General features: G+C 71.3%; 24 protein-coding genes and 1 riboswitch. Of the genes, 10 read left to right on the top strand and 14 right to left on the bottom strand.

Annotation, left to right across the window (positions count from 1 at the left end):
* Positions 1-39: 39 nt before the first annotated feature.
* From A6A29_RS31315 to A6A29_RS31290, 6 genes are all read right to left on the bottom strand, one after another.
* Positions 40-954 carry a hypothetical protein gene (locus A6A29_RS31315; RefSeq protein WP_073725252.1) on the bottom strand — a complete coding sequence of 305 codons (915 nt, stop codon included), beginning with the start codon at positions 952-954 and terminating at the stop codon, positions 40-42.
* 50 nt (positions 955-1,004) lie between these two features.
* Complete coding sequence (gene metF, locus A6A29_RS31310; protein WP_073725251.1) at positions 1,005-1,922, bottom strand: methylenetetrahydrofolate reductase [NAD(P)H]; 918 nt, start codon at positions 1,920-1,922, stop codon at positions 1,005-1,007.
* A gap of 198 nt (positions 1,923-2,120) precedes the next feature.
* A complete protein-coding gene (gene thiE / locus A6A29_RS31305) occupies positions 2,121-2,780 on the bottom strand; it encodes a thiamine phosphate synthase (RefSeq protein ID WP_073725249.1) in 660 nt (219 codons plus the stop codon).
* Positions 2,781-2,856: 76 nt separating this feature from the next.
* Positions 2,857-3,222: an Rv2175c family DNA-binding protein gene (locus tag A6A29_RS31300; RefSeq protein WP_073725247.1), complete on the bottom strand. Its 366-nt coding sequence runs from the start codon at positions 3,220-3,222 to the stop codon at positions 2,857-2,859.
* 70 nt (positions 3,223-3,292) lie between these two features.
* Positions 3,293-4,537, bottom strand: a complete 1,245-nt coding sequence (locus A6A29_RS31295) for an NAD(P)/FAD-dependent oxidoreductase (protein ID WP_073725245.1) — start codon at positions 4,535-4,537, stop codon at positions 3,293-3,295.
* 28 nt (positions 4,538-4,565) lie between these two features.
* Positions 4,566-4,907, bottom strand: coding sequence for a hypothetical protein (locus A6A29_RS31290; protein WP_073725243.1), 342 nt, complete (start codon positions 4,905-4,907; stop codon positions 4,566-4,568).
* A gap of 51 nt (positions 4,908-4,958) precedes the next feature.
* Positions 4,959-5,071, top strand: a riboswitch (TPP riboswitch).
* Here A6A29_RS31290 and thiO point away from each other — a divergent pair.
* From thiO to A6A29_RS31265, 5 genes are all read left to right on the top strand, one after another.
* The gene (gene thiO, locus A6A29_RS31285; protein ID WP_073725241.1) at positions 5,069-6,253 is read left to right on the top strand and encodes a glycine oxidase ThiO; all 1,185 of its coding nucleotides are present in this window, start codon (positions 5,069-5,071) and stop codon (positions 6,251-6,253) included. (Overlaps the previous riboswitch by 3 nt.)
* A gap of 179 nt (positions 6,254-6,432) precedes the next feature.
* Positions 6,433-6,621: a sulfur carrier protein ThiS gene (gene thiS / locus A6A29_RS47155; protein WP_073725495.1), complete on the top strand. Its 189-nt coding sequence runs from the start codon at positions 6,433-6,435 to the stop codon at positions 6,619-6,621.
* 2 nt (positions 6,622-6,623) lie between these two features.
* Complete coding sequence (locus A6A29_RS31275) at positions 6,624-7,418, top strand: thiazole synthase (RefSeq protein WP_073725239.1); 795 nt, start codon at positions 6,624-6,626, stop codon at positions 7,416-7,418.
* Positions 7,419-7,533: 115 nt separating this feature from the next.
* Positions 7,534-9,456, top strand: a complete 1,923-nt coding sequence (pknB, locus tag A6A29_RS31270; protein ID WP_073725237.1) for a Stk1 family PASTA domain-containing Ser/Thr kinase — start codon at positions 7,534-7,536, stop codon at positions 9,454-9,456.
* Positions 9,457-9,462: 6 nt separating this feature from the next.
* Complete coding sequence (locus A6A29_RS31265) at positions 9,463-10,326, top strand: deoxyribonuclease IV (protein ID WP_073725235.1); 864 nt, start codon at positions 9,463-9,465, stop codon at positions 10,324-10,326.
* A 76-nt stretch (positions 10,327-10,402) separates the two neighbouring features.
* Here A6A29_RS31265 and A6A29_RS31260 read toward each other — a convergent pair whose 3' ends face one another.
* Entirely contained in the window at positions 10,403-11,035 is a 633-nt protein-coding gene (locus tag A6A29_RS31260) for a sulfite oxidase-like oxidoreductase (protein ID WP_073725233.1), read from the bottom strand.
* A gap of 154 nt (positions 11,036-11,189) precedes the next feature.
* Here A6A29_RS31260 and bfr point away from each other — a divergent pair, with 154 nt between their 5' ends.
* The gene (gene bfr, locus A6A29_RS31255) at positions 11,190-11,669 is read left to right on the top strand and encodes a bacterioferritin (protein WP_007451289.1); all 480 of its coding nucleotides are present in this window, start codon (positions 11,190-11,192) and stop codon (positions 11,667-11,669) included.
* Between the two features lie 60 nt (positions 11,670-11,729).
* Here the strand turns inward: bfr and A6A29_RS31250 are convergent, their stop codons facing one another.
* Both A6A29_RS31250 and A6A29_RS31245 read right to left on the bottom strand, forming a co-directional pair.
* A complete protein-coding gene (locus A6A29_RS31250) occupies positions 11,730-11,999 on the bottom strand; it encodes a (2Fe-2S)-binding protein (protein ID WP_073725231.1) in 270 nt (89 codons plus the stop codon).
* Positions 12,000-12,163: 164 nt separating this feature from the next.
* The gene (locus A6A29_RS31245; protein ID WP_073725493.1) at positions 12,164-13,510 is read right to left on the bottom strand and encodes a class II 3-deoxy-7-phosphoheptulonate synthase; all 1,347 of its coding nucleotides are present in this window, start codon (positions 13,508-13,510) and stop codon (positions 12,164-12,166) included.
* Between the two features lie 103 nt (positions 13,511-13,613).
* Here A6A29_RS31245 and A6A29_RS48265 point away from each other — a divergent pair, with 103 nt between their 5' ends.
* Together A6A29_RS48265 and A6A29_RS31240 are read left to right on the top strand one after the other, a co-directional pair.
* The gene (locus A6A29_RS48265; RefSeq protein ID WP_351863589.1) at positions 13,614-13,682 is read left to right on the top strand and encodes a trp operon leader peptide; all 69 of its coding nucleotides are present in this window, start codon (positions 13,614-13,616) and stop codon (positions 13,680-13,682) included.
* 96 nt (positions 13,683-13,778) lie between these two features.
* On the top strand, positions 13,779-15,665 hold the full coding sequence (locus A6A29_RS31240; protein ID WP_073725229.1) for an anthranilate synthase family protein: 1,887 nt from the start codon (positions 13,779-13,781) through the stop codon (positions 15,663-15,665).
* Positions 15,666-15,721: 56 nt separating this feature from the next.
* Here A6A29_RS31240 and A6A29_RS31235 read toward each other — a convergent pair whose 3' ends face one another.
* The 4 genes from A6A29_RS31235 to A6A29_RS31220 all read right to left on the bottom strand — a co-directional run bounded on the left by A6A29_RS31235 (position 15,722) and on the right by A6A29_RS31220 (position 19,573).
* Positions 15,722-16,726, bottom strand: coding sequence for a 2-hydroxyacid dehydrogenase (locus A6A29_RS31235; protein ID WP_073725227.1), 1,005 nt, complete (start codon positions 16,724-16,726; stop codon positions 15,722-15,724).
* Positions 16,727-16,855: 129 nt separating this feature from the next.
* A complete protein-coding gene (locus A6A29_RS31230) occupies positions 16,856-17,548 on the bottom strand; it encodes a response regulator (RefSeq protein ID WP_073725225.1) in 693 nt (230 codons plus the stop codon).
* The gene (macS, locus tag A6A29_RS31225; RefSeq protein WP_073725223.1) at positions 17,545-18,771 is read right to left on the bottom strand and encodes a MacS family sensor histidine kinase; all 1,227 of its coding nucleotides are present in this window, start codon (positions 18,769-18,771) and stop codon (positions 17,545-17,547) included. Before macS ends, A6A29_RS31230 begins: the two co-directional genes overlap by 4 nt.
* Before the next feature lie 31 nt (positions 18,772-18,802).
* Positions 18,803-19,573 (bottom strand): lysophospholipid acyltransferase family protein, encoded by a 771-nt coding sequence (locus A6A29_RS31220; protein ID WP_073725221.1) that lies wholly within the window; start codon positions 19,571-19,573, stop codon positions 18,803-18,805.
* 207 nt (positions 19,574-19,780) lie between these two features.
* On the opposite strand from A6A29_RS31220, the gene A6A29_RS31215 reads away from it, so the two are divergent.
* Together A6A29_RS31215 and A6A29_RS31210 are read left to right on the top strand one after the other, a co-directional pair.
* The gene (locus A6A29_RS31215; RefSeq protein ID WP_073725219.1) at positions 19,781-20,560 is read left to right on the top strand and encodes an alpha/beta hydrolase; all 780 of its coding nucleotides are present in this window, start codon (positions 19,781-19,783) and stop codon (positions 20,558-20,560) included.
* A complete protein-coding gene (locus A6A29_RS31210) occupies positions 20,553-21,242 on the top strand; it encodes a hypothetical protein (protein ID WP_073725217.1) in 690 nt (229 codons plus the stop codon). Before A6A29_RS31215 ends, A6A29_RS31210 begins: the two co-directional genes overlap by 8 nt.
* A gap of 19 nt (positions 21,243-21,261) precedes the next feature.
* Here A6A29_RS31210 and A6A29_RS31205 read toward each other — a convergent pair whose 3' ends face one another.
* Positions 21,262-22,035 carry an endonuclease/exonuclease/phosphatase family protein gene (locus A6A29_RS31205; protein WP_073725215.1) on the bottom strand — a complete coding sequence of 258 codons (774 nt, stop codon included), beginning with the start codon at positions 22,033-22,035 and terminating at the stop codon, positions 21,262-21,264.
* Positions 22,036-22,132: the final 97 nt, after the last annotated feature.

The following is a 22,132-nucleotide window of genomic DNA, read 5'->3' as shown; positions in this document are numbered from 1 at the left end:
CGTCTGCGCGCGCCCCGGCCGCCGTACGGACAGCCGTGCTCAGTAGCGGTAGGGCTCGTTCTGGCCGGTGTCGTTGCCGTACGGGGCGGGCCGCACGGGCTGTTCCGGCGGCATCGGCGGGAACTGCTCGGCATCGCGCTGCTGCGGGACCCAGACGCCCCCGGGCGGGGTCTCCGGGTTGTCGTACTGCTGCGGGTAGGGGTCGGCGTACTGCTGCTGCCCCCCGAAGCTGTCGTAGCCGTTGCCGTTGCCGTAGCCGTCGTACGAGGTGTAGGGCGCGGCCCCGCCCGCGGGGCCGGTGCCGATGTACGGGTCGGAGTAGGCCGCGTAGCTCTGCTGCTGGCCCGTGCCGTAGTCGTACTGCCCGGCGTAGGTGTCCTGGGCGGCGGGCCGGTCGTAGTCGCCGTAGGGGGGGTACGCGCCGTACTGCGGCTGCGGTTCCGCCCCGTGCTGCTCCGGGTGGCCGGAACCGGGGCCGGGGCCGTCGCCCTGCCGGCCGTTCCCGGCGTACGCGTTGTCGTGGTAGACGCCGTACTGCCCGGTGTCGTCGGGCAGCGGCTGCGGCTCGTAGACGGATGCGGCGGGCATGGCCGCGGTCTCCCCGAGGGGCTGCTCGTACTCCAGGTCCGAGACCTGCAGCGTGGGGTCCTTGGTGGCCGCCCGCTCGCCGCCGCCACGGCGACGGCGGCTCTCACCGGGGCTGCCCCCGATGGCCCAGCCGGTCGAGAAGCCCCGCCGGAAGGAGAGCGTCACATACGTCTGGCCGGTGGCGAAGGCGATCGCCCCGACCACGATGACCGGCACGGAGGCGATCAGCACACCGATGACCACGGTGAGGAACCCGCCGAAGGCGAGCAGCCGCCAGCGCAACCGTGCCTTGTACTGCAGCAGCACCTCGCCCAGCAGCCACAACGCCACAAAGCCGAATGCGATGTAGAGGACCGTCCAGCCCACGCCCGCCCCCTCCTACGGCCACCGCCCCGGTTGGTGGCGGGTACGGCCGGTCACGACTGCTTGTGCAGTCCGAGATTCTCGTAGATTTCGAGCGTTGCCGTCGAGTTGTTGAGCGTGATGAAGTGAAGTCCGGGCACACCTTCGGACAGCAGCTTCGCGCAGAACTTCGTTGCGAACTCGATGCCAATGGAGCGTACAGCGGCTGGATCGTCCTTGACGGCGAGGATGCGTTCTTTCAACGAAGCGGGGAGGGTCGCGTTGCTGAGCTGCGCAAATCTTTCCAACTGTTTCACGCTGGTGAGGGGCATGACCTCGGGAATGATCGGGGTGTCGCAACCCGCCGCGACCACGCGGTCACGCATCCGGAGATAGTCATCCGGATTGAAGAACATCTGAGTGATCGCATAATCGGCTCCGGCGCGGCACTTGTCCACGAAATGCCCGATGTCGGTCTCCCAGTCGGTCGACCGCGGGTGCATTTCGGGAAAGGCGGCGACGCCGACACAGAAGTCGCCGGATTCCTTGATGAGCCGGACGAGGTCGGCGGCGTACCGCACGCCCCGCGTGTGCTCGACCCACTCGCCCATCGGGTCGCCGGGCGGGTCGCCCCGCACCGCGAGGATGTTCCTGATTCCGGCGTCGGCGTACTGCCCGACCATGTTGCGCAGTTCCGCGACGGAGTGGTTGACCGCGGTGAGGTGGGCGACCGGGGTGAGCGTGGAGTCGGCGGCGATCTGCTGCGTCGCCCTGACCGTCCCGGAGCGGGTGGAGCCGCCGGCGCCGTACGTCACCGAGACGAAGCTCGGGCGCACCGCCTCGACCCGGCGCAGCGCGTTCCAGAGGTTCCGCTCACCCTTCTCGGTCTTGGGCGCCCAGAATTCGAAGGAATACGAGGTCGTGCCGGTCGCGAGCAGGTCACGCACGGTGCGTGCACGGTCTGTCCTGGTGGAAGGTGTGCCAAGGGCCATACCGTGAGGTTAACCAGGGCTCGGCGGTCGCCCAACCGGGCCGGCGTTTTTTGTCTGGATTGGCCTGATTGTTGTCCACCCCTCGGACATCGTGCGCGCACGCCCTTCGAACATCACGTGGTCATGCCCCTCGCGAACACCACGCGGGCAGGGCCCTCGCGACCATCACGCGGGCAGGCCCCCTCGGACATCCCTCGGTCATGCCCCTCGGACGGAGCGTGCCCGCACCCTTCGGGCGAGTGCGGCGGCGGCCTCGGCCGGGTCGGTGGCCTCGGTGATCGCGCGGACGACGACGACCCTGCGGGCACCCGCGTCCAGCACCTCGTCCAGATTGCCCTCGTCGATCCCGCCGATGGCGAACCAGGGGCGCGGCTGGTCGAGCGAGGCGGCGTAGCGCACGAGTCCGAGCCCCGGGGCGTGCCGGCCGGGCTTGGTGGGGGTGGGCCAGCAGGGGCCGGTGCAGAAGTAGTCCACGCCCGCCTCGGCGACGGCCGCGTCGACCTCGGACTCGGCATGCGTGGAGCGGCCGGTCACCACGTCGGCGCCGATGATCGCGCGAGCGGCGGGCACCGGCAGGTCGCCCTGGCCCAGGTGCAGCACGTCCGCACCGATGGCATGGGCGACATCGGCGCGGTCGTTCACGGCGAGGAGCTTGCCGTGGCGCTTGCAGGCGTCGGCGAACACCGCGAGGTGTTCCAGCTCCTCCGCCGCCTCCATGCCCTTGTCCCGCAGCTGGACGATGTCCACGCCGGCCGGGAGCACGGCGTCGAGGAACGCGGGGAGGTCACCCTGTCGCCTGCGGGCGTCCGTGCACAGGTAGAGCCGGGCGTCGGAGAGCAGCTCGCGAGGCGTGGGCATGGCGAAGTTCCCCCGTCGGTACGGCGGGCGTACGGGCCGTGCGGGACGGCCCGTACCCCGCATGTGGTTGTCTCGGTCAGACGGCGAGCGCCTGGGCGCGGCGCTTCACCTCCGTACCGCGATTCTCACTCAGAGCCTGCGCGGGGGTGCCCGGCAGGGTCGGGTCGGGAGTGAAGAGCCAGTCCAGCATCTCCTGGTCGGAGAAGCCGTCGTCCCTCAGGAGCGTCAGGGTCCCCGCGAGGCCCTTGACGACCTTGTCGCCGTCGATGAAGGCGGCGGGCACCTGGAGGGTCCGGTTCTCACCGCGTCGTACGGCGATGAGCTGGCCTTCCTTGACCAGCTGCCGCACCCGCGTCACCTGGATGTCGAGCAGTTCCGCGATGTCGGGAAGGTGGAGCCAGGCAGGTACTAGAGCATCGATCTTTGCGTCAATCTCGGTCACGAGGACAAGCGTGCCATCTGGGACCGACAGCCGGAAGCCGGGCCCGACCGTACGGGGGTCGGGCCGCGTCTCACAGAGCCGTCGACTTCAGCGGTACGGAGGGGTCCGCCACCCGCGCCGGGTCGAGTGCCGCCCCCGATTCGATGAGCTTGCGCCCCTGCGCCAGGTCCCGCGGACGGCCGACGGCGAGGACCGCCACGAGCGCGTTGTCGCGCAGCCAGCACACCGACCAGGCGGGATCGGCCGGGTCGCCGCGCCACAGGAGGGTGTCGGCGTGGGCGTGGTGGCCCGCGTACTGCACGAAGCGGCCGAACTGCTCGGACCAGAAGTACGGCACGGGGTCGTACACGCCGGGAGGGCCGTCGCCGTCGAGTGCGGCGATGTCCGCGGCGACGGTCCGGGGGCCCTGGAGGGCGTTGTCCCAGTGGTGGACCAGCAGGCGTGCGCCGTAGCGGGCGGACGGGAAGGAGGCGCAGTCGCCGACCGCGTACACATCGGGCAGCGAGGTGCGCAGCGCGCTGTCGGCGGTGACCGAGCCGTCCGGGCCGAGCGCGATGCCGGAGCCGGCCAGCCAGCCGGTGGCGGGCCGGGCGCCGATCCCGACGACCACCGCACCGGCCGGGAGCACCCGGCCGTCCGCCAGGGCCACGGCGCCCGGTTCGACGCGGGAGACCCGGGCGCCGGTGAGGAGTTCGGCGCCGCTCTCGGCGTACCAGTCGGCCATGGGGGCGGCGACCTCGGCGGGCAGGGCGCCCGCGAGGGGACGTTCGGCGGCCTCGACGACGGTGACCGCGCAGCCCGCGGTGCGGGCCGCGGTGGCGAACTCGGCGCCGATCCATCCCGCCCCGACGACCACCACGTCGTGCTGCCGTTCCAGGACGGGCCGCAGCCGGGCGGCGTCGTCGAGGGTGCGCAGCAGATGCACGCCGGGCACGCCCTCGGAGCCGGGCAGCTGCACGGGTTCGGCACCGGTGGCGATGACCAGGGCGTCGTACGGAACGGGACCGTCCGGTGTGTCCAGTTCATGTGCGCCGGGGCGCAGGCCACTCACGTCCACGCCCAGGCGCAGGGTGATGTCCAGCGCCTCGAAGTCGATGTCGAAGGCGGAGTCCTCGGCCTTGCCGAGCAGGACGGCCTTGGACAGCGGTGGCCGGTCGTAGGGCTGGTGCGGTTCGGCGCCGATCAGGACCACCGGTCCGGTGAAACCGCGTTCGCGCAGGGCGACGGCGGTCTGCACGCCCGCCATGCCCGCTCCGACGATCACGACACGGCGCGCCGACTGCCGCGCTGACTGTTGTTCCGTCTGCTCGCTCACCCGTACACCATAAACACCTGACGGACCGTCAGGGGATGAGCTCCTCCACCACGCTCGTCCCGCTGCCCTCCTGGGACTCCCACTCCCACCGCTCGTCCAGCCGCACCCGGCCGTCCGGGCAGGCGCCGACCGTGGACACACAGTGTCCGGAGGAGGTCGTTCCGTCCTGCTTGAGCTGGACGTACCGGAAATCGAGCGTGTCCGCGGTCCGGGTGCCGACGAGATGGCCGCGCACCACGTCACCGCCCTCGTACTCGGCCCAGATCCGGCCGTCCCGCTCGTGGTACGTGAAGCGGGTACGGGTGCCGACCTGGCCGGGGGCCTGGTCGGCGACCGGCGAGAGGACGAGGCCGTCGAGCGAACGGGCCATGGTGGTTGCTCCCTTACTGACCGTGGGCGACTGGGTTTAGGGTGGCAGAGGTAAAACACTCGCGGGAGCCCGGACGTACCGGGCTGAGAGGGAGGCTGGACGGCCTCCGACCGTACGAACCTGATCCGGGTCATGCCGGCGAAGGGAGGGGCTGGACGCCCATGCGTTCTTCCACGAACGGCAACGGATCCGACGTCCTCGTCATCGGGGGCGGAATCATCGGTCTGGTGACCGCCTGGCGGGCCGCGCAGCGCGGGCTGCGGACGACGGTGGCCGACCCCGAACCGGGGGGCGGGGCCGCCCGGGTCGCGGCCGGAATGCTGGCCGCCGTCACCGAACTCCACTACGGCGAACAGCTGCTGCTCGGTCTCAACGTCGCCTCCGCCGCACGCTATCCGGAGTTCGCCGCCGAGCTGTCCGCCGCGAGCGGACAGGACATCGGCTTCCGCGCCTGCGGCACGCTCGCCGTCGCGCTGGACTCCGACGACCGCGCCCATCTGCGCGAACTGCACGCCCTGCAACAGCGTTCGGGGCTGGAGTCCGAGTGGCTCAGCGGACGCGAGTGCCGCCGCCTGGAACCGATGCTGGCACCCGGGGTCCGCGGCGGGCTGCGCGTCGACGGTGATCACCAGGTGGACCCCCGGCGGCTCGCCTCGGCGCTCCTGACCGCCTGCGAGCGGGCCGGGGTGGTCCTGCGCCGGGGCTGGGCCGAGCGGCTGTCGGTCACGGGCGGCCGGGCCGTCGGAGCCGTGCTGGCCGACGGTACGGAGCTCGCCGCCGACCAGGTCGTGCTCGCCGCGGGCAGTCTCAGCGGCCGGCTCGCGGGCGTGCCCGAAGAGGCCCTGCCGCCGGTCCGCCCGGTCAAGGGCCAGGTACTGCGGCTGACCGTGCCACCCGCGTACGCCCCCTTTCTCAGCCGGACCGTGCGCGCCGTGGTCCGCGGCAGCCATCTCTATCTCGTCCCGCGCGAGAACGGCGAACTGGTCGTCGGCGCCACCAGCGAGGAGCTGGGCTGGGACACCACGGTCACGGCCGGCGGGGTGTACGAGCTGCTGCGCGACGCGCACGAGCTGGTGCCCGGCATCACCGAACTGCCCCTCACCGAGACCCGGGCGGGCCTGCGCCCGGCCTCCCCCGACAACGCCCCGCTGCTGGGCCCCACCACGCTGCCCGGCCTCCTGCTCGCCACCGGCCACCACCGCAACGGGGTGCTGCTGACCCCCGTCACCGGCGACGCGATGGCGGACGTGCTGACCTCCGGCGAACTGCCCGAGGTGGCCCGCCCCTTCGCGCCGGGCCGTTTCGCACCCGCCGCCGCCCCCGTACCCCAGGAGCAGCCCGCATGATCCGGCCCGATTCCGCCCCGGTGCCCCCTTCCGCGCCCGATCCGGTCACCGCACCCGCGCCGGCCGGCGATTCGGCCTGCGGACTTGTCTCCGGCCCGGCTTCCGGACCGGTCTCCGGCGGTCCGGTCTCCGACCCTGCTTCCGGACCGGCCTCCGGACCGGCCTCCGTCTCGGTTTCCGTGAACGGGGAACGCCGCGTCCTCCCCGCCGGTACCGCGCTGGACGCCCTCGTCGCGACCCTGACCTCCGTGCACTCCGGGGTCGCCGCCGCCGTCAACGAGAGCGTCGTCCCGCGCGGCCAGTGGTCCGTCACCGCGCTCGGCGACGGTGACCGGGTCGAGGTCCTGACCGCCGTACAGGGGGGCTGACCATGTCCGACGACCTCTTCGCCCTCGGCTCCGCCTCGTTCACCTCCCGGCTGATCATGGGCACCGGCGGCGCTCCGAGCCTCGATGTCCTGGAACGCTCCCTGGTCGCCTCCGGCACCGAGATGACCACCGTCGCGATGCGCCGGCTCGACCCGACCGTGCGGGGCTCGGTGCTCTCCGTCCTGGAGAAGCTCGCCATCCGGGTGCTGCCGAACACCGCGGGCTGCTTCACCGCGGGCGAGGCCGTCCTGACCGCCCGGCTGGCCCGGGAGGCACTGGGCACCGACTGGATCAAGCTGGAGGTGGTGGCCGACGAGCGGACGCTGCTGCCCGACCCGGTCGAGCTGCTGGACGCGGCCGAGATCCTGGTCGACGACGGGTTCACGGTCCTGCCCTACACCAACGACGACCCCGTACTGGCCCGGAAACTGGAGGACGTGGGATGCGCGGCGATCATGCCGCTGGGCTCCCCCATCGGCTCCGGGCTGGGCATCCGCAATCCGCACAACTTCCAGCTGATCGTCGAGCGGGCCGGGGTGCCGGTGATCCTGGACGCCGGGGCGGGGACGGCGTCGGACGCGGCGCAGGCGATGGAGCTGGGGTGCGCCGCGGTGATGCTGGCCTCCGCGGTGACCCGGGCGCAGGAGCCGGAGCTGATGGCGGCGGCGATGCGGCACGCGGTGGACGGCGGACGGCTGGCGTACCGGGCGGGCCGGATCCCGCGCCGCCACTTCGCCGAGGCATCGTCCCCGGTGGCGGGCCGGGCGGTGCTGGACCCGGAACGCCCGGCGTTCTGACGTCCCCCACCGCACCCCCGCCATGAGCCTGTCCCTGTCACGGATCGGCTGCAGTACCGCTCCGGGACCGCCCCGGCCCGTCCGTCCTGTCCGTGGCGGCTCGTAGACTCATCGGGTGGATACGACCCTCCAGGACCCTCTCGTCGGGCAGCTGCTCGACGGCCGGTATCGCGTCGAGGCACTCATCGCCGTCGGCGGCATGGCCACGGTCTACCGGGCCGTGGACACCCGCCTCGACCGGGTGCTCGCCCTCAAGGTGATGCACCCGGCGCTCGCGACCGACGCCTCGTTCGTCGAGCGCTTCATCCGCGAGGCCAAGTCGGTGGCCCGGCTCGCGCACCCCAATGTCGTCGCGGTCTTCGACCAGGGCGCCCAGGGCGCGTACGTCTATCTCGCGATGGAGTACGTCGCGGGGTGCACGCTGCGCGATGTGCTGCGCGAGCGCGGAGCCCTGCAGCCACGGGCCGCGCTGGACATCCTGGAGCCGGTCCTGGCCGCGCTCGGCGCCGCGCACCGGGCGGGCTTCGTGCACCGCGACATGAAGCCGGAGAACGTCCTGATCGGGGACGACGGCCGGGTGAAGGTCGCCGACTTCGGTCTCGTACGGGCCGTGGGCACCGTCACCGACACCACCGGGTCGCTCCTGGGCACCGTGTCGTATCTCGCCCCGGAGCAGATCGAGCACGGCACGGCCGACACCCGCGCCGATGTGTACGCCTGCGGTGTCGTGCTGTACGAGATGCTCACCGGCGCCAAGCCGCACACCGGCGACACCGCGGCCCAGGTCATCTACCAGCATCTCCATGAGGACGTCCCGGCCCCGTCGGCCGTGGTCCCCGGGCTCCCCGCCGCGCTGGACAGCCTGGTGGCGAGCGCGACCGCCCGTAACGCCGAGGTCCGCCCGCACGACGCGGTCGTGCTGCTCGCCGAGGCCCGGGAGGCCCGTGCCGGGCTCACCGACGAACAGCTGGACGCCGTGCCGCCGCAGGCGCTGACCACGGCCCACGACGCCGGCGAGGACCGTACGAGCGTGATCCCGCGGGCCCTGCCCGTGGACCAGGGCACCGCCCACCACACGAGCCGGCTGGAGATGCCGCCGTCCGCGCCGCCGGGGCCGGACCGGCCGCGGCGGCGGGGACCGTTCGGCGGCCCGCACCGCGTGCTGTTCGCGGCGCTCACCGCACTGGTGCTGGTCCTGGGGGTCGGCGCGGGCGTCTGGTACATCAACTCCGGACAGTTCACCCGGGTCCCCTCCCTCCTGGGCCAGTCCCAGAAGACCGCCGAACAGCGGCTCTCGGACGCCGGCCTGGATCTGAAGGGCGTCGAGAAGGCGTACAGCGACACGGTGGACCGCGGCGCGGTGATCGACAGCGACCCCGCGTCCGGCGAACGGATACGGGGCAACGGCTCGGTGAAGCTGGTCGTCTCGCGCGGCCCGGAGATCGTGAAGGTGCCCGACGCCGAGGGGCTCGGCCTCGGTGACGCCCGGCGCGCCCTGACGAAGGCGGGTCTGGTCCCCGGGATGGTGACCAAGGAGTTCAGCGAGGATGTCGCGCGGGGCGAGGTGATCCGTACGGATCCCGAGGCCGGTACCGAGCGCCACCCCGACTCGGCCGTCGCGCTGGTCCTCAGCAAGGGCAGCCCGGTGGACGTGCCCGATGTCCGGGGGCTCTCGGTCGAGGACGCCACCGCCGAGCTGGACGGGGAGGGGCTGAAGGCCGAGGTGCTGCCCGACCGGGTCAACTCCCCCGAGGTCGCGGGCGACATCGCCCACCAGACGCCGGGCGAGGGCGCTCAGGCGGCGGAGGGTGACACGGTCCAGCTCACGGTCTCCAAGGGCCCCCGGATGCTGGACGTCCCCGACGTCACCGGCAAGGACGTCGAGGAGGCCAGGAGCACACTGGAGGAGGCGGGCTTCGAGGTCGAGGTCGACCGTCCGTTCCTCTCCTTCAGCGACACCGTCGACAGCCAGTCGGTCGACGGCGGCGAGAAGGCCGCCGAGGGCTCCACGATCACCATCAGGACCAAGGGACTCTAGATCCACATGCGCAACCCAGTAGGCGGTCACGTTCCGGTGGCCGGTGGCCTCGCCAAGGTCGGTCTCGAATACGCGCGCGAGCTGGCCGCGGAGACCGTTCAGGTCTTCGTCGCCAATCCGCGCGGATGGGCGACGCCCAGCGGGAATCCGGCGCAGGACGAGCTGTTCCGCTCCGCGTGCGCGGCCGCGTCGATCCCGGCGTACGTCCACGCCCCGTATCTGATCAATTTCGGCTCGCACACCGAGGCCACCGTCGAGAAGTCGGTGGAGTCACTGCGCCACTCGCTGCGCCGGGCCAGGGAGATCGGCGCGCTCGGAGTCGTGGTGCACACCGGTTCGGCGACCGGCGGACGTCCCCGCGCCGAGGCCCTTGCCCAGGTGCGTACGCATATGAGGCCGCTGCTGGACGAGCTGACCCATGACGACGATCCGGATCTGCTGCTGGAGTCGACCGCCGGCCAGGGCTCCTCGCTCTGCTCGCGGACCTGGGACTTCGGACCGTACTTCGAGGCGCTGGACTCCCACCCCAAGCTGGGCGTCTGTCTCGACACCTGCCACATCTACGCGGCGGGACACGATCTGGCCGGTCCGGCGGGCATGCGGCAGACCCTCGATCTTCTGGTGGACACGGTCGGCGAGGGCCGGCTGAAACTGATCCACGCCAATGACTCCAAGGACGTCGTGGGCGCCCACAAGGACCGTCACGAGAACATCGGCGCAGGTCACATCGGTGCCGAGCCCTTCCGGGAGCTGTTCTCGCACCCGGCGACCGACGGGGTCCCGCTGATCATCGAGACACCGGGCGGGACGGCCGGACACGCCGCGGACGTGGCACGGCTGAAGGAGCTGCGCGCCTCCGCCACCGCCTGAGGACCACCCTGAGGACCTCCCCACGGACCGGGGTCACGTACCGGGACAACCGGGGCCACGCACCGGGACCGCCGGGTCAGAGTTCGGGGCCGTCCCCGGGCTCCTCCTGGTAGGAGTAGCGCTGTTCGCTCCAGGGGTCACCGATGTTGTGGTAGCCGCGCTCCTCCCAGAATCCGCGCCGGTCGGCCGTCATGTACTCGACGCCCCGGACCCACTTCGGTCCCTTCCAGGCGTACAGGTGCGGAACGACCAGGCGCAGCGGGAAGCCGTGCTCGGCGGTGAGGAGCTCGCCGTCCTTGTGGGTGGCGAAGAGCGTACGGTCCGAGGCGAAGTCGGAGAGCCGCATGTTCGAGGAGAAGCCGTACTCCGCCCAGACCATCACATGGGTGACATCGGACGCGGGCGGCGCGAGTTCGAGGACGTTCCTGGCGAGCACCCCGCCCCATTCGGCGCCGAGCATGCTGAATTTCGTCACGCAGTGCAGATCGGAGACCACCGAGGAGAACGGCAGGGCGGAGAAGTCCTGGTGGTTCCAGCAGTGCTTGTCACCGTCCGCGGTGGCCCCGAAGACCCGGAACTCCCAGCGGTCGGGCTTGAATTTCGGAACGGGCCCGTAGTGGGTAACCGGCCAACCGCGCTGCAGTCGCTGTCCCGGCGGAAGCTCGGACTGCTCTGATTCGCGGTATTCCCGGCTTTCCGGCTGACCCATGGCTCCATGGTGACAGACGGCCAAGGGTGGTCACGACCAGGGCGAAGGCGATTCGGGCAACTCGTACTAAGCATGTACTTACTGGACGGCCGGGAAGTGCGGTGCGAGGATGCGCGCAACTTGCCCCGTTCACCGGTTGGAAGGAGCCTCTGCCATGCAGGGCGACCCCGAGGTCCTCGAGTTCCTGAACGAACAGCTGACCGCCGAATTGACCGCCATCAACCAGTACTTCCTGCATGCAAAGATGCAGGACAACTTCGGCTGGACCAAGCTCGCCAAGTACACCCGGGCCGAGTCCTTCGACGAGATGAAGCATGCCGAGATCCTGACCGACCGGATCCTGTTCCTCGACGGACTGCCCAACTACCAGCGACTCTTCCATGTCCGGGTGGGGCAGACGGTCACCGAGATGTTCCAGGCCGACCGCCAGGTCGAGGTGGAGGCGATCGACCGGCTCAAGCGGGGCATCGAGGTGATGCGCGGCAAGGGCGACATCACGTCCGCAAACATCTTCGAGTCCATCCTGGAGGACGAAGAGCATCACATCGACTACCTCGACACCCAGCTGGAACTGGTCGAGAAGCTCGGCGAGCCGCTCTACATCGCCCAGCTCATCGAGCAGCCGGAGAGCTGACCTGCGGGAACGGTTCTCCGGTACGTCCGCATGAAGGGCGAAGCGGCCGGAACGACCGGGTCAGGCGGCGTCGGACAGCCGGATGTCCGGCAGCGCGGTCCTGGCCACGGGCGCGGCGACCGAGCCGGTGGCCGGTTCCTGACGCTGGTCGAGCAGCTCACGGCGCGGGCACTCGCCGCGCCCGAGAAGGGCCTGGATCCTGCGGACACAGCCGCCGCAGTCCGTACCCGCCTTGCAGGCGGAGGCTATCTGGCGGGGCGTGCACGCTCCGGCGTCCGCATGCTGCTTGACCTGCTGTTCCGTAACGCCGAAACACGAGCAGACGTACATGCGGTTCACCTCCCGGCGGGATCGGTCGCTGGCGCCGTCCCGATCTATTCGGTGAGGCTAACCTAACCTTACCCGTCCCTCAAGGCGGGTAAAAGCCCCGGAACGCACTGTGGGGCACGGATCACATCGATCCGTGCCCCACAGATGCGACGGCCCGGTGGCCCTTACTGGTCGCGGTACATCTCGGCGACGAGGAAGGCCAGGTCGAGGGACTGGCTGCGGTTCAGGCGCGGGTCGCAGGCCGTCTCGTACCGCTGGTGCAGGTCGTCCACGAAGATCTCGTGGCCGCCGCCGACGCACTCGGTGACATCGTCACCGGTCAGCTCGACGTGGATGCCGCCCGGGTGCGTGCCGAGGCCCTTGTGCACCTCGAAGAAGCCCTTGACCTCGTCCAGGACGTCGTCGAAGCGGCGCGTCTTGTGGCCGGAGGCCGCCTCGAAGGTGTTGCCGTGCATCGGGTCGGTCACCCACACCACGGTGGCGCCGGAGGCGGTGACCTTCTCGACCAGCTCGGGAAGCTTGTCGCGGACCTTGTCGGCGCCCATGCGGACGATGAAGGTCAGCCGGCCGGGCTCGCGCTCGGGGTCCAGCCGCTCGATGTAGCCCAGCGCCTCGTCGACGGTGGTCGTCGGGCCGAGCTTCACACCGATGGGGTTGCGGATCTTCGAGGCGAACTCGATGTGCGCGCCGTCCATCTGGCGGGTGCGCTCACCGATCCAGACCATGTGGCCGGAGGTGTCGTACAGCTCCCCGGTACGCGAGTCGGTGCGGGTCAGCGCCGACTCGTAGTCCAGCAGCAGCCCCTCGTGCGAGGAGTAGAACTCGACCGCCTTGAATTCGGCCGGGTCCGTGCCGCACGCCTTCATGAAGTTCAGCGCGTTGTCGATCTCACGGGCCAGGGCCTCGTAGCGCTGGCCGGAGGGCGAGGACTTCACGAAGTCCTGGTTCCAGGCGTGCACCTGGCGCAGGTCCGCGTAGCCGCCCGTGGTGAAGGCGCGCACCAGGTTCAGCGTGGAAGCGGATGCATGGTACATCTGCTTCAGCCGGTCCGGGTTCGGGATCCGGGCTTCCTCGGTGAAGGCGAAGCCGTTGACGGAGTCGCCGCGGTAGGTCGGCAGCGTCACGCCGTCGCGGGTCTCGGTCGGCTTGGAGCGCGGCTTGGAGTACTGGCCGGCGATCCGGCCCACCTTCACCACGGGCACGGAGGCCGCGTACGTGAGGACGGCGCTCATCTGGAGCAGCGTCTTCAGCTTGGCCCGGATGTGGTCGGCGGACACGCCGTCGAAGGCCTCGGCGCAGTCGCCGCCCTGCAGCAGGAACGCCTCGCCCTTGGCGACGGCTCCCAGTCGGGCGCGCAGCTGGTCGCACTCGCCCGCGAAGACGAGCGGCGGATACGACGCGAGGTCCGCGAGTGCATCGCGCAGGGCCTCGGAGTCGGGGTACTCGGGCTGCTGCGCCGCGGGAAGGTCTCGCCAGGTGTGGCCACCGGCGACGGAGGTATTGGCGTTCACGGTCACGCGGACAACATTACGGGGTCGCGGAGGGCGCCCATTCGCCCGCTCAATAGTTGAGACACGCGCTCCGGTGCCCCGGACGTCCGCTAGGGTTCGGAGCATGTTCGCGCAGCAGACCCGGATCTCGATTCAGAACTGGTGGTGGACCGCTCATCCGGCGGCCCGCTGACTCGACGCGCGTACAGACTTCGCGAAGGCCGCCCGAGGGCGGCCTTCTCTGTGTCCCGGGGCCGTTCCTCCCTCCTCCATCCGGAAGGAACACCCCATGTCCGACCGTGTCACCGACCTCGTCCGCCGGCTGCTCCAGGACGACTGCCCGCCGTTCGCTCTGCTGCGCCGGCGCACCCCCGGCCATGACCACGATCTCGTCGAGCTGCTGATCGGCGAGGTGCGGGAGGCGGACCGGCTGGCCGATCTGCCGGTGGGCGGGTCCCCCTCACTGGCCCTGGTGCCGTTCCGGCAGATCGCCGAGCGCGGCTTCGACGTCCGCGACGACGGGACCCCGTTGTCCGTGCTGGTCGCGGACGAGACGTACGAGCTGCCGCTGGACGAGGTCCTGACGCGGCTGCCCGCCCATGAGGTGCGGGTCGACAACGGTGCCTTCGACGTCCCGGACGAGGAGTACGCGGGGATCGTCCGGCGGGTCATCGAGGACGAGATCGGGCAGGGCGAGGGCGCGAACTTCGTGATCCGGCGGACCTTCCGCGGCGAGATCCCCGGATTCGGGCGGGCGGACGCGCTGGCGCTGTTCCGGCGGCTGCTGGCCGGTGAGCGGGGCGCGTACTGGACGTTCGTCGTGCACACCGGGGACAGGACACTGGTCGGTGCCAGCCCCGAGGTGCATGTGCGGATGTCCGGCGGGACGGTCGTGATGAACCCGATCAGCGGCACGTACCGCTACCCGGCCGAAGGCCCCACCCCCGAGAGCCTGCTGGCCTTCCTCGGGGACCGCAAGGAGACCGAGGAGCTCTCCATGGTGGTCGACGAGGAACTGAAGATGATGTGCACCGTCGGCGACATGGGCGGCGTGGTGATCGGCCCCCGGCTCAAGGAGATGGCCCACCTCGCGCACACCGAGTACGAGCTGCGCGGCAAGTCCTCCCTCGACGTGCGCGAGGTGCTGCGGGAGACCATGTTCGCGGCGACCGTCACCGGTTCCCCCGTGCAGAACGCCTGCCGGGTCATCGAGCGGTACGAGCCCGGCGGCCGCGGCTACTACGCGGGCGCGCTGGCCCTGCTGCGGCGGGATGCGAACGGGTTGCAGACCCTGGACTCGCCGATCCTGATCAGGACCGCCGACATCTCGGCCGACGGGCAGCTGAAGGTCCCGGTCGGCGCGACGCTCGTGCGCCACTCGGATCCGGCGAGCGAGGTCGCCGAGACCCATGCGAAGGCGGCCGGGGTGCTGACGGCGCTGGGTGTGCGGCCGGGGCGGCCGGATGCGGAGGCGACCCGTCCGCAGCTGGCTTCCGATCCGCGGGTGCAGGCGGCGCTGGACGACCGGCGCGGTGGGCTCGCGCCGTTCTGGCTGCGGATGCAGGAGCGTACGCGGGAGCTGACCGGCCATGCGCTGGTGGTGGACGGCGAGGACACGTTCACCGCGATGCTGGCCCATCTGCTGCGCGCCTCGGGGCTGGAGGTATCGGTGCGCCGCTACGACGAGCCGGGGCTGCGGGAGGTCGTACGGGCGCACCGCGGTCCGGTCGTGCTGGGTCCCGGCCCCGGGAATCCGGGCGACCTCACGGACCCGAAGATGCGGCTGCTGCGGGAGTTCGCGGCCGAGCTGGTGCGCGACCACCGGCACGGGCTGCTGGGGGTCTGTCTGGGACATGAGCTGATCGCGGCCGAGCTGGGGATGGAGGTCGTGCGCAAGACCGTGCCGTACCAGGGGGCGCAGACCCGGATCGAGCTGTTCGGCCGGCCGGAGACGGTCGGCTTCTACAACAGCTTCACCGCGCGCTGCGACGGGGCGAGCGCCGCCGAACTGGCCGCGCACGGCATCGAGGTGAGCCGGGACGAGGCCACCGGTGAGCTGCACGCGCTGCGGGGTGAGGGTTTCGCGTCGGTGCAGTTCCACCCGGAGTCGGTACTGACGATCCGGGGGGCCGCGATCGTGACCGAGCTGCTGGCGGGGCTGCCGGTCCTCAGCTGAGGACCGGACGGCCCGCGCGGCCGGACGGTCCCGAGGAACTGACGGTCCCGGGACCGTCAGCTCTTCGGGGGCGCCGGGACCAGGACGTTGTCGCTGGTGCGGCGGGCCAGGTAGTCGGCGACGTTCTGCACGGTGGCGTCGACGATCTGGCCCACGGCGTCCTCGGTGTAGTACGCCTGGTGCGAGGTCACGATGACGTTCGGGAAGGTGACCAGCCGGGCCAGGGTGTCGTCGTCGACGCCCTCCAGCGACTTGTCCAGGAAGAAGAGCCCGGCCTCCGCCTCGTACACGTCCAGTCCGACGCCCAGGAAGCGGCCCGCGCGCAGCTCGCCGACCAGGGCGGTGGTGTCGATGAGGCCGCCCCGGCTGGAGTTGATCAGGATCGCGTCGTCCTTCATCGCGGTCAGGGCGGCCTTGTCGATGAGGTGGTGGGTGGAAGGGAGCAGCGGTACGTGGAGGCTGATCAGGTCGGCCTCGGCGAACAGCTGCTCCTTCTCGACGTACCGCATGCCCAGTTCGGTGCAGGCCGGGTTCTCGGCGACGTCCCAGCCCAGCAGCTTCATGCCGAAGCCGTGGGCGATGCGGGTGAACGCCTCACCGATCTTGCCGGTGCCGACCACGCCGACGGTGCGTCCGCGCATGTCCCGGCCGAGGAGGCCGTCGAGGCGGAAGTCGAAGTCCCGGGTGCGGCTCGCGGCGCGGATGATGCGCCGGTTGACCGCCATGGCGAGGGTCCAGGCGAATTCGGCGACGGAGTACGGGGAGTAGTACGAGACCCGGGCGACGCGCAGGGCGAGGCGCTCGGCGACGTCCAGGTCGATGTTGTTGAAGCCGGTGGAACGCTGGGCGATCATCTGGGTGCCGCCCGCGGCGAGGGTCTGGAGGACCTTGCTGCCGAGGTCGGCGTTGACGCTGGTGGAGATGACCTCGTAACCCGCCGCGATGGGGGCGGTGTCCCGGTTCAGGAAGACGTCCAGGCAACGGACCTCGTGCTGTCCGGCGAAGGCCTTCTCGATCAGGGGCTTCTCGTCGGACTGCACGCCGAATGCCAGGATTTCCACAGCCGCTCCCGCTCTGTACGCGTTCCAGGGTGATGGGCCGGAGATCGCGAATATCCGGATATCGCGAATATACGGCCCCTCACCCCGCCCTGCCGCTCGCCCCCCGCGGGAGCCGGTGCGGCCGCCGGGTCACACGTCGTCGAGGCCGCGCTCGATGGCGTACCGCACGAGCTCCACCCGGTTGTGCAGCTGGAGCTTGCCGAGGGTGTTCTGGACGTGGTTCTGCACGGTGCGGTGCGAGATGACCAGCCGCTCGGCGATCTGCTTGTACGAGAGTCCCTTGGCCACCAGCCGCAGCACCTCGGTCTCGCGCTCGGTGAGCTGCGGCGCCTTCGGTTCGTCGGACGCGGCCGGGGCCGGGTCGGACGCCAGTCTGCGGTACTCACCGAGCACGAGCCCGGCGAGACCGGGGGTGAAGACCGGGTCGCCGACGGCGGTGGAGCGGACGGCGTCGGTCAGCTCCCGGGTGCTGGCGGACTTCAGCAGATAGCCGGTGGCGCCGGACTTCACCGCCTCCAGGACATCGGCGTGCTCACCGCTCGCGGAGAGCACCAGGACACGCAGCCCGGGGTGGGAGCCGACCAGCTCCTTGCAGACCTGGACACCGGGCATCCCCGGCAGGTTCAGGTCCAGGACGAGGACGTCGGGGTCCGCGGCCCTCGCGCGGCGCACGGCCTGCGGGCCGTCCCCGGCGGTCGCCACGACGTCGAATCCGGACTCGGCGAGGTCGCGGGCGACCGCGTCGCGCCACATCGGGTGGTCGTCGACCACCATCACCTTGATGGGCCGCTCGGCTCCACCCGGCTCGTTCTGTGTACTCATCCGGCTGATTCTGCCTTCCCCCGGGAAACCTTCGGAACCTTCAACTCGACCTCGGTGCCCTGTCCCGGCACCGAGATCAGCTCTGCCGTGCCGCCCAGATCGCGCAGCCGGCCACGGATGGACAGGGCGACCCCGAGCCGCCCCTCGCCCTCCGCCTGGGCCAGGCGCCCCGCCGGGATACCCGGGCCGTCGTCCCGGACCGTGACGATCACCTCGTCCGGCTCGTCCTCGACCAGGATCCACGCCTGCGCGTCCTGACCCGCGTGCACCCGGACATTGTCCAGGGCGGCACTGACGGCGGCGGCCAGCTCCCGCGCGGCCTCGGGCGGCAGCAGCACCGGAGCCCCCGGCTCCGCGAAACTGGTCCGGGAACCCGCGTGCGGGGCGAGCAGCGCGCGCAGGTCGCACACGCCCGCCGGGCCGGACCGCTCGTCGTCGACCTCGACGGTACGGACGACGGCGCCCTCGGCGGCGTCCTCGGAGACCCGGGACGTGGGCACCAGGCCGCTGGAGACGAGGGTGCGCAGGGCGATCTCCTGCTCCCCCGCCATCCGGCCGAGCTCGGCCGCCTCGCCGCCGATGGCAGAGCCCCGGCGCTGCACCATCGCGAGGACCTGGAGCACGCTGTCGTGGATGTCGCGGGCCAGCCGCTCCCGCTCACGGGTGGCGGCCTCGATCTCCAGGGCGCGGGCCAGGGTGCGTTCACTGGCGCGGGCGACCTCGACGACGTACCCGATGGCGATCGAGGCGACCCAGACCAGCAGGACGTTGTGGAAGGTGTCCCGGCTGGGCTCGCCGCGCTCGATGATGTTGGCGACGGCGACGAAGGTGGAGGCGAAGGCCGCCCACCGCCAGCCGCCCTTGATCGCGAAGGCCAGGACGGAGCCGGCCGTCCAGATCGACGGCAGGGTCGGGCCGTCGATGTGCTGGGCGTCGAAGTCGGCGAGCGGGGTGAGCAGGATCCCGGCGAGGGCGATGACGAGATCCGCGCCCAGGAAACGCTTCGTACAGCTCACCGCGCCCGCGACCTTGGGAAGCGTGACGAGTGTCCACAGGACCATGACCGCCAGGAAGGCGACGGCGACCCAGGGCCGTTCGTACTTGTCCCGGCCGAAGACCGCGAGCAGCACGGCGTAGATCATCGTCAGTACGCGGTACGCCGTCAGCGCCCGCCACAGCGGCTGCTCGACCGACATCCGTACGACCCGCTCGCGCTTGGCCATCAACCCACCCCCCGGACGGACAACGACGCCATTACGCGCCGGACCGTTCCGTTCCCTCGTCGTCCGCCCCGTGTCCCTGCTTCTGCGCGCGCTTCTCGGCCTCGGCCCGTCGTTTGGCCTCGTCGGCGATCCGGCGCTTGGCCGCGGTGGCGTAGATGTCCACGTACTCCTGGCCGGAGAGCTTCATGATCTCGTACATGACCTCGTCGGTCACCGAACGCAGGATGAAGCGGTCTCCGTCCATGCCCTGGTAGCGGCTGAAGTCGAGCGGCTTGCCGATCCGGATGCCGGGGCGCATCAGCTTGGGCATCACCTGGCCGGGGGGCTGGATCTTCTCCGTGTCGATCATCGCGACCGGGATGACGGGCGCTCCGGTGGCCAGGGCCACCCGCGCGAGACCGCCGGGCTTGCCCCGGTAGAGCCGGCCGTCGGGCGACCGGGTGCCCTCCGGGTAGATGCCGAAGAGGCCGCCGCTCTCGATGACCTGGATGCCTGCCTTGATGGCCGCCTCACCGGCGCCCCTGGCGCCGGAGCGGTCGACCGGGAGCTGCCCGACGCCCTTGAAGAAGGCGGCGGTGAGCTTGCCCTTCACGCCGGGCGCGGTGAAGTACTCGGCCTTCGCGATGAAGGTGACCTTGCGGTCCAGGACGGCCGGCAGGAAGAACGAGTCGGAGAACGACAGATGGTTGCTCGCGAGGATCGCCGGCCCCTGCTCGGGGATGTTCTCCAGGCCCTCCACCCACGGCCTGAAAGCGAGCTTCAGAGACCCGCCGATGGAGAACTTCATTGCGCCGTAGATCAACTCGGGTGCCTCCTGTATGCGGTCGGTCAGACCTTAGCCTGTGGGGTCACCCGCCCTCCCGCCCGGCACGGGGCGGTGGTTCCGGCCGGTGGCGGTGGTGCGGGCGGTGACGACCCTGGTCGGTGTCAGCCCGGTCGCGTACGGTGAAGTAATCCTTCTCGCACTCCCCCTTGCACGCCCGCCCAGCCTCACGAACAGGAGACCTTGGTGCCGGTCCTCCCTGGAGCCGAGCCGTTCCGCCACGAGGGCGGAGAGGTCGGCGTCCTCCTCTGTCATGGATTCACCGGATCGCCGCAGTCACTGCGCCCCTGGGCCGACTATCTGGCCGAGCGCGGACTGACCGTCTCACTGCCGCTGCTGCCCGGCCACGGCACCCGCTGGGAGGACATGGCGGTCACCGGCTGGCAGGACTGGTACGCGGAGGTGGACCGGGAGCTGCGGGCCCTGCGTGAGCGGTGCGGCCAGGTCTTCGTCTTCGGCCTCTCCATGGGCGGCGCGCTGACGCTGCGGCTCGCGGCGAAGCACGGGGACGCGATCAGCGGTCTGGTGCTCGTCAACCCGGCGAACAAGGTGCACGGCCTGTCCGCGTACGCCCTGCCGGTCGCCCGTCATCTGGTACGTACGACGAAGGGCCTGGCCAGCGACATCGCGCTGGAGAGCGGCGCGGAGGTCGGCTACGACCGGGTGCCGCTGCACGCGGCCCATTCGGTACGGAAGTTCTTCCGGCTGGTCGATGCCGAGCTGCCCCAGGTGACCCAGCCGATCGTGCTGCTGCACAGTCCGCAGGACCATGTGGTGCCGCCCGCCGACTCGGCCCGGATCCTCAGCCGGGTGTCCTCCACGGATGTCGAGGAGATCCTGCTGGAACAGAGCTACCACGTCGCGACGTTGGACCACGATGCGGAGCGGATCTTCGATGAGAGCTACCGGTTCATCGGCCGTCTCGCACCCAGCGTCGGGAAGAAGGGGAGCACGTCCGGTGGCTGAGCAGGACGCGGAACGCACAGGCAGCGAAGAGGAGCGTGAGCCGCGCCCCACGGAGAGCGCGGCCGTCCCCGGGGGCGCCGAGGCGCCCGAGGGGGCACGGAGCGGCGGGCCGGTCGACGAGGACGCGGCGTGGGAGGCGATCGTCGCGGGGTACGGCGAGGAGCCGCCGGACCCGCCGGGCGCCAAGCCGTTCAAGTCCATCGAGGACCTGGCCCTGCTGGAGGACGACCAGCTCAATGTCCTGGGACCGGACGCGGGTCCCTCGGACGCGGCGGACAAGGGGGCGGCGAAGAGGCCCCCGAAGCCGCCGGAGAAGCAGTCGCTCGGCAGCTCGGTCGTCTTCGCCCCCGGCGTCGGCGGTCCCCGTGACTACGAGATGGCGGAGCCCAAGGAAGGTGACATCGACGACCCGGACGACGGCGAGGAGGGCCACTTCGTGCCCCCGGAGCCGCCGCCGCTGCCGGAGGCCGACGTCACGGCGAAGTTCGCGTGGCTCGCGGTCGTCGGCGGCCCGGTCCTGATGCTCCTCGCGGTGCTGCTGCAGTGGGAGATGACGTGGTGGCTCACCACGCTCTGCATCGGCGGTTTCCTGGGCGGCTTCGCGACGCTGGTGGCCCGGATGCCCCATGACGACGACGATGCCGACGGGCACGGCGATCCGGGGCGCGGCGCGGTGGTGTGAGCCGCCGGGCGGTGCCGTGTCACGGCACTGCCCGGCCGTCGTCGGACGCGGGCACCCGGAGCGCCGCCAGCAGTGGCAGGTGGTCCGTGGCTGCCCGCAGGTCCGCCTCGCTGATGCCCGGCAGTCCCGCCGGGACGCCGCACCCGAGGACCTCGATGCCCCGCGTCGCGAGGACCGCGTCGATGCGGCGGCGCGGGTCGTCCGGGGTGAAGGTGAGCTCGCCGCCCCACGGCGCCGTGGCCCAGCAGTCCTGCAGCCGCCCGGCGAGGCGCGTGAACGCCTTCCCCGTCGGTACGTCGTTGAGGTCGCCCGCCGCCACGGCGTGCGGCACGTCCATCGTCTCCAGCCGCTGGAGGAGCAACTCGCTCTGGGCCAGGCGCTCCTCGCGCTGGAGGCTCAGATGGCAGCTCAGCACGCCGAGCCTGGTCCCGGCGATCCGTACGACCGCCGTGGCGAAGCCCCTGCGGTGCAGGCCGGGGGTGCGCGGCAGCAGGATGTCCTCGGTGCGCTCCACCGTGACCCGCAGCGAGCACAGCAGCATCGGCCCGGCCGCGGGGGCGCCGCCGCCGAGGACCACGAGACCGCTGCGTTTGGCGAGCCGGGCGGCCGCCTTGCGCCAGCGGAAGAAGCGCGGGGCCTCCTGGACGAACACCAGGTCGGGTTCGCAGGCGCGGATGACCCGGGCCAGTGCCGCGGTGTCGTCGCGCATCGAGCGGATGTTGTAGCTGAGCACGCGGACGACGGCCGAACCGTTCGGCTCGGTGCGGGAGTCGGGCAACGGCGTCAGGACCATGCGGGCCACGATACGACGGACGCCCGCCGCCGCCCCGAAGGGCGCGACGGGCGTCCGGTCAGTCCTGCGGAGCCGGTGGACCGGTCCCGCGCGGTCG

Source organism: Streptomyces sp. TSRI0281 (assembly GCF_001905125.1).
Taxonomy (GTDB): Bacteria; Actinomycetota; Actinomycetes; order Streptomycetales; family Streptomycetaceae; genus Streptomyces.
Note: the sequence above shows the minus strand (reverse complement) of the source record. Positions and strands in the feature narration are given on the sequence as shown.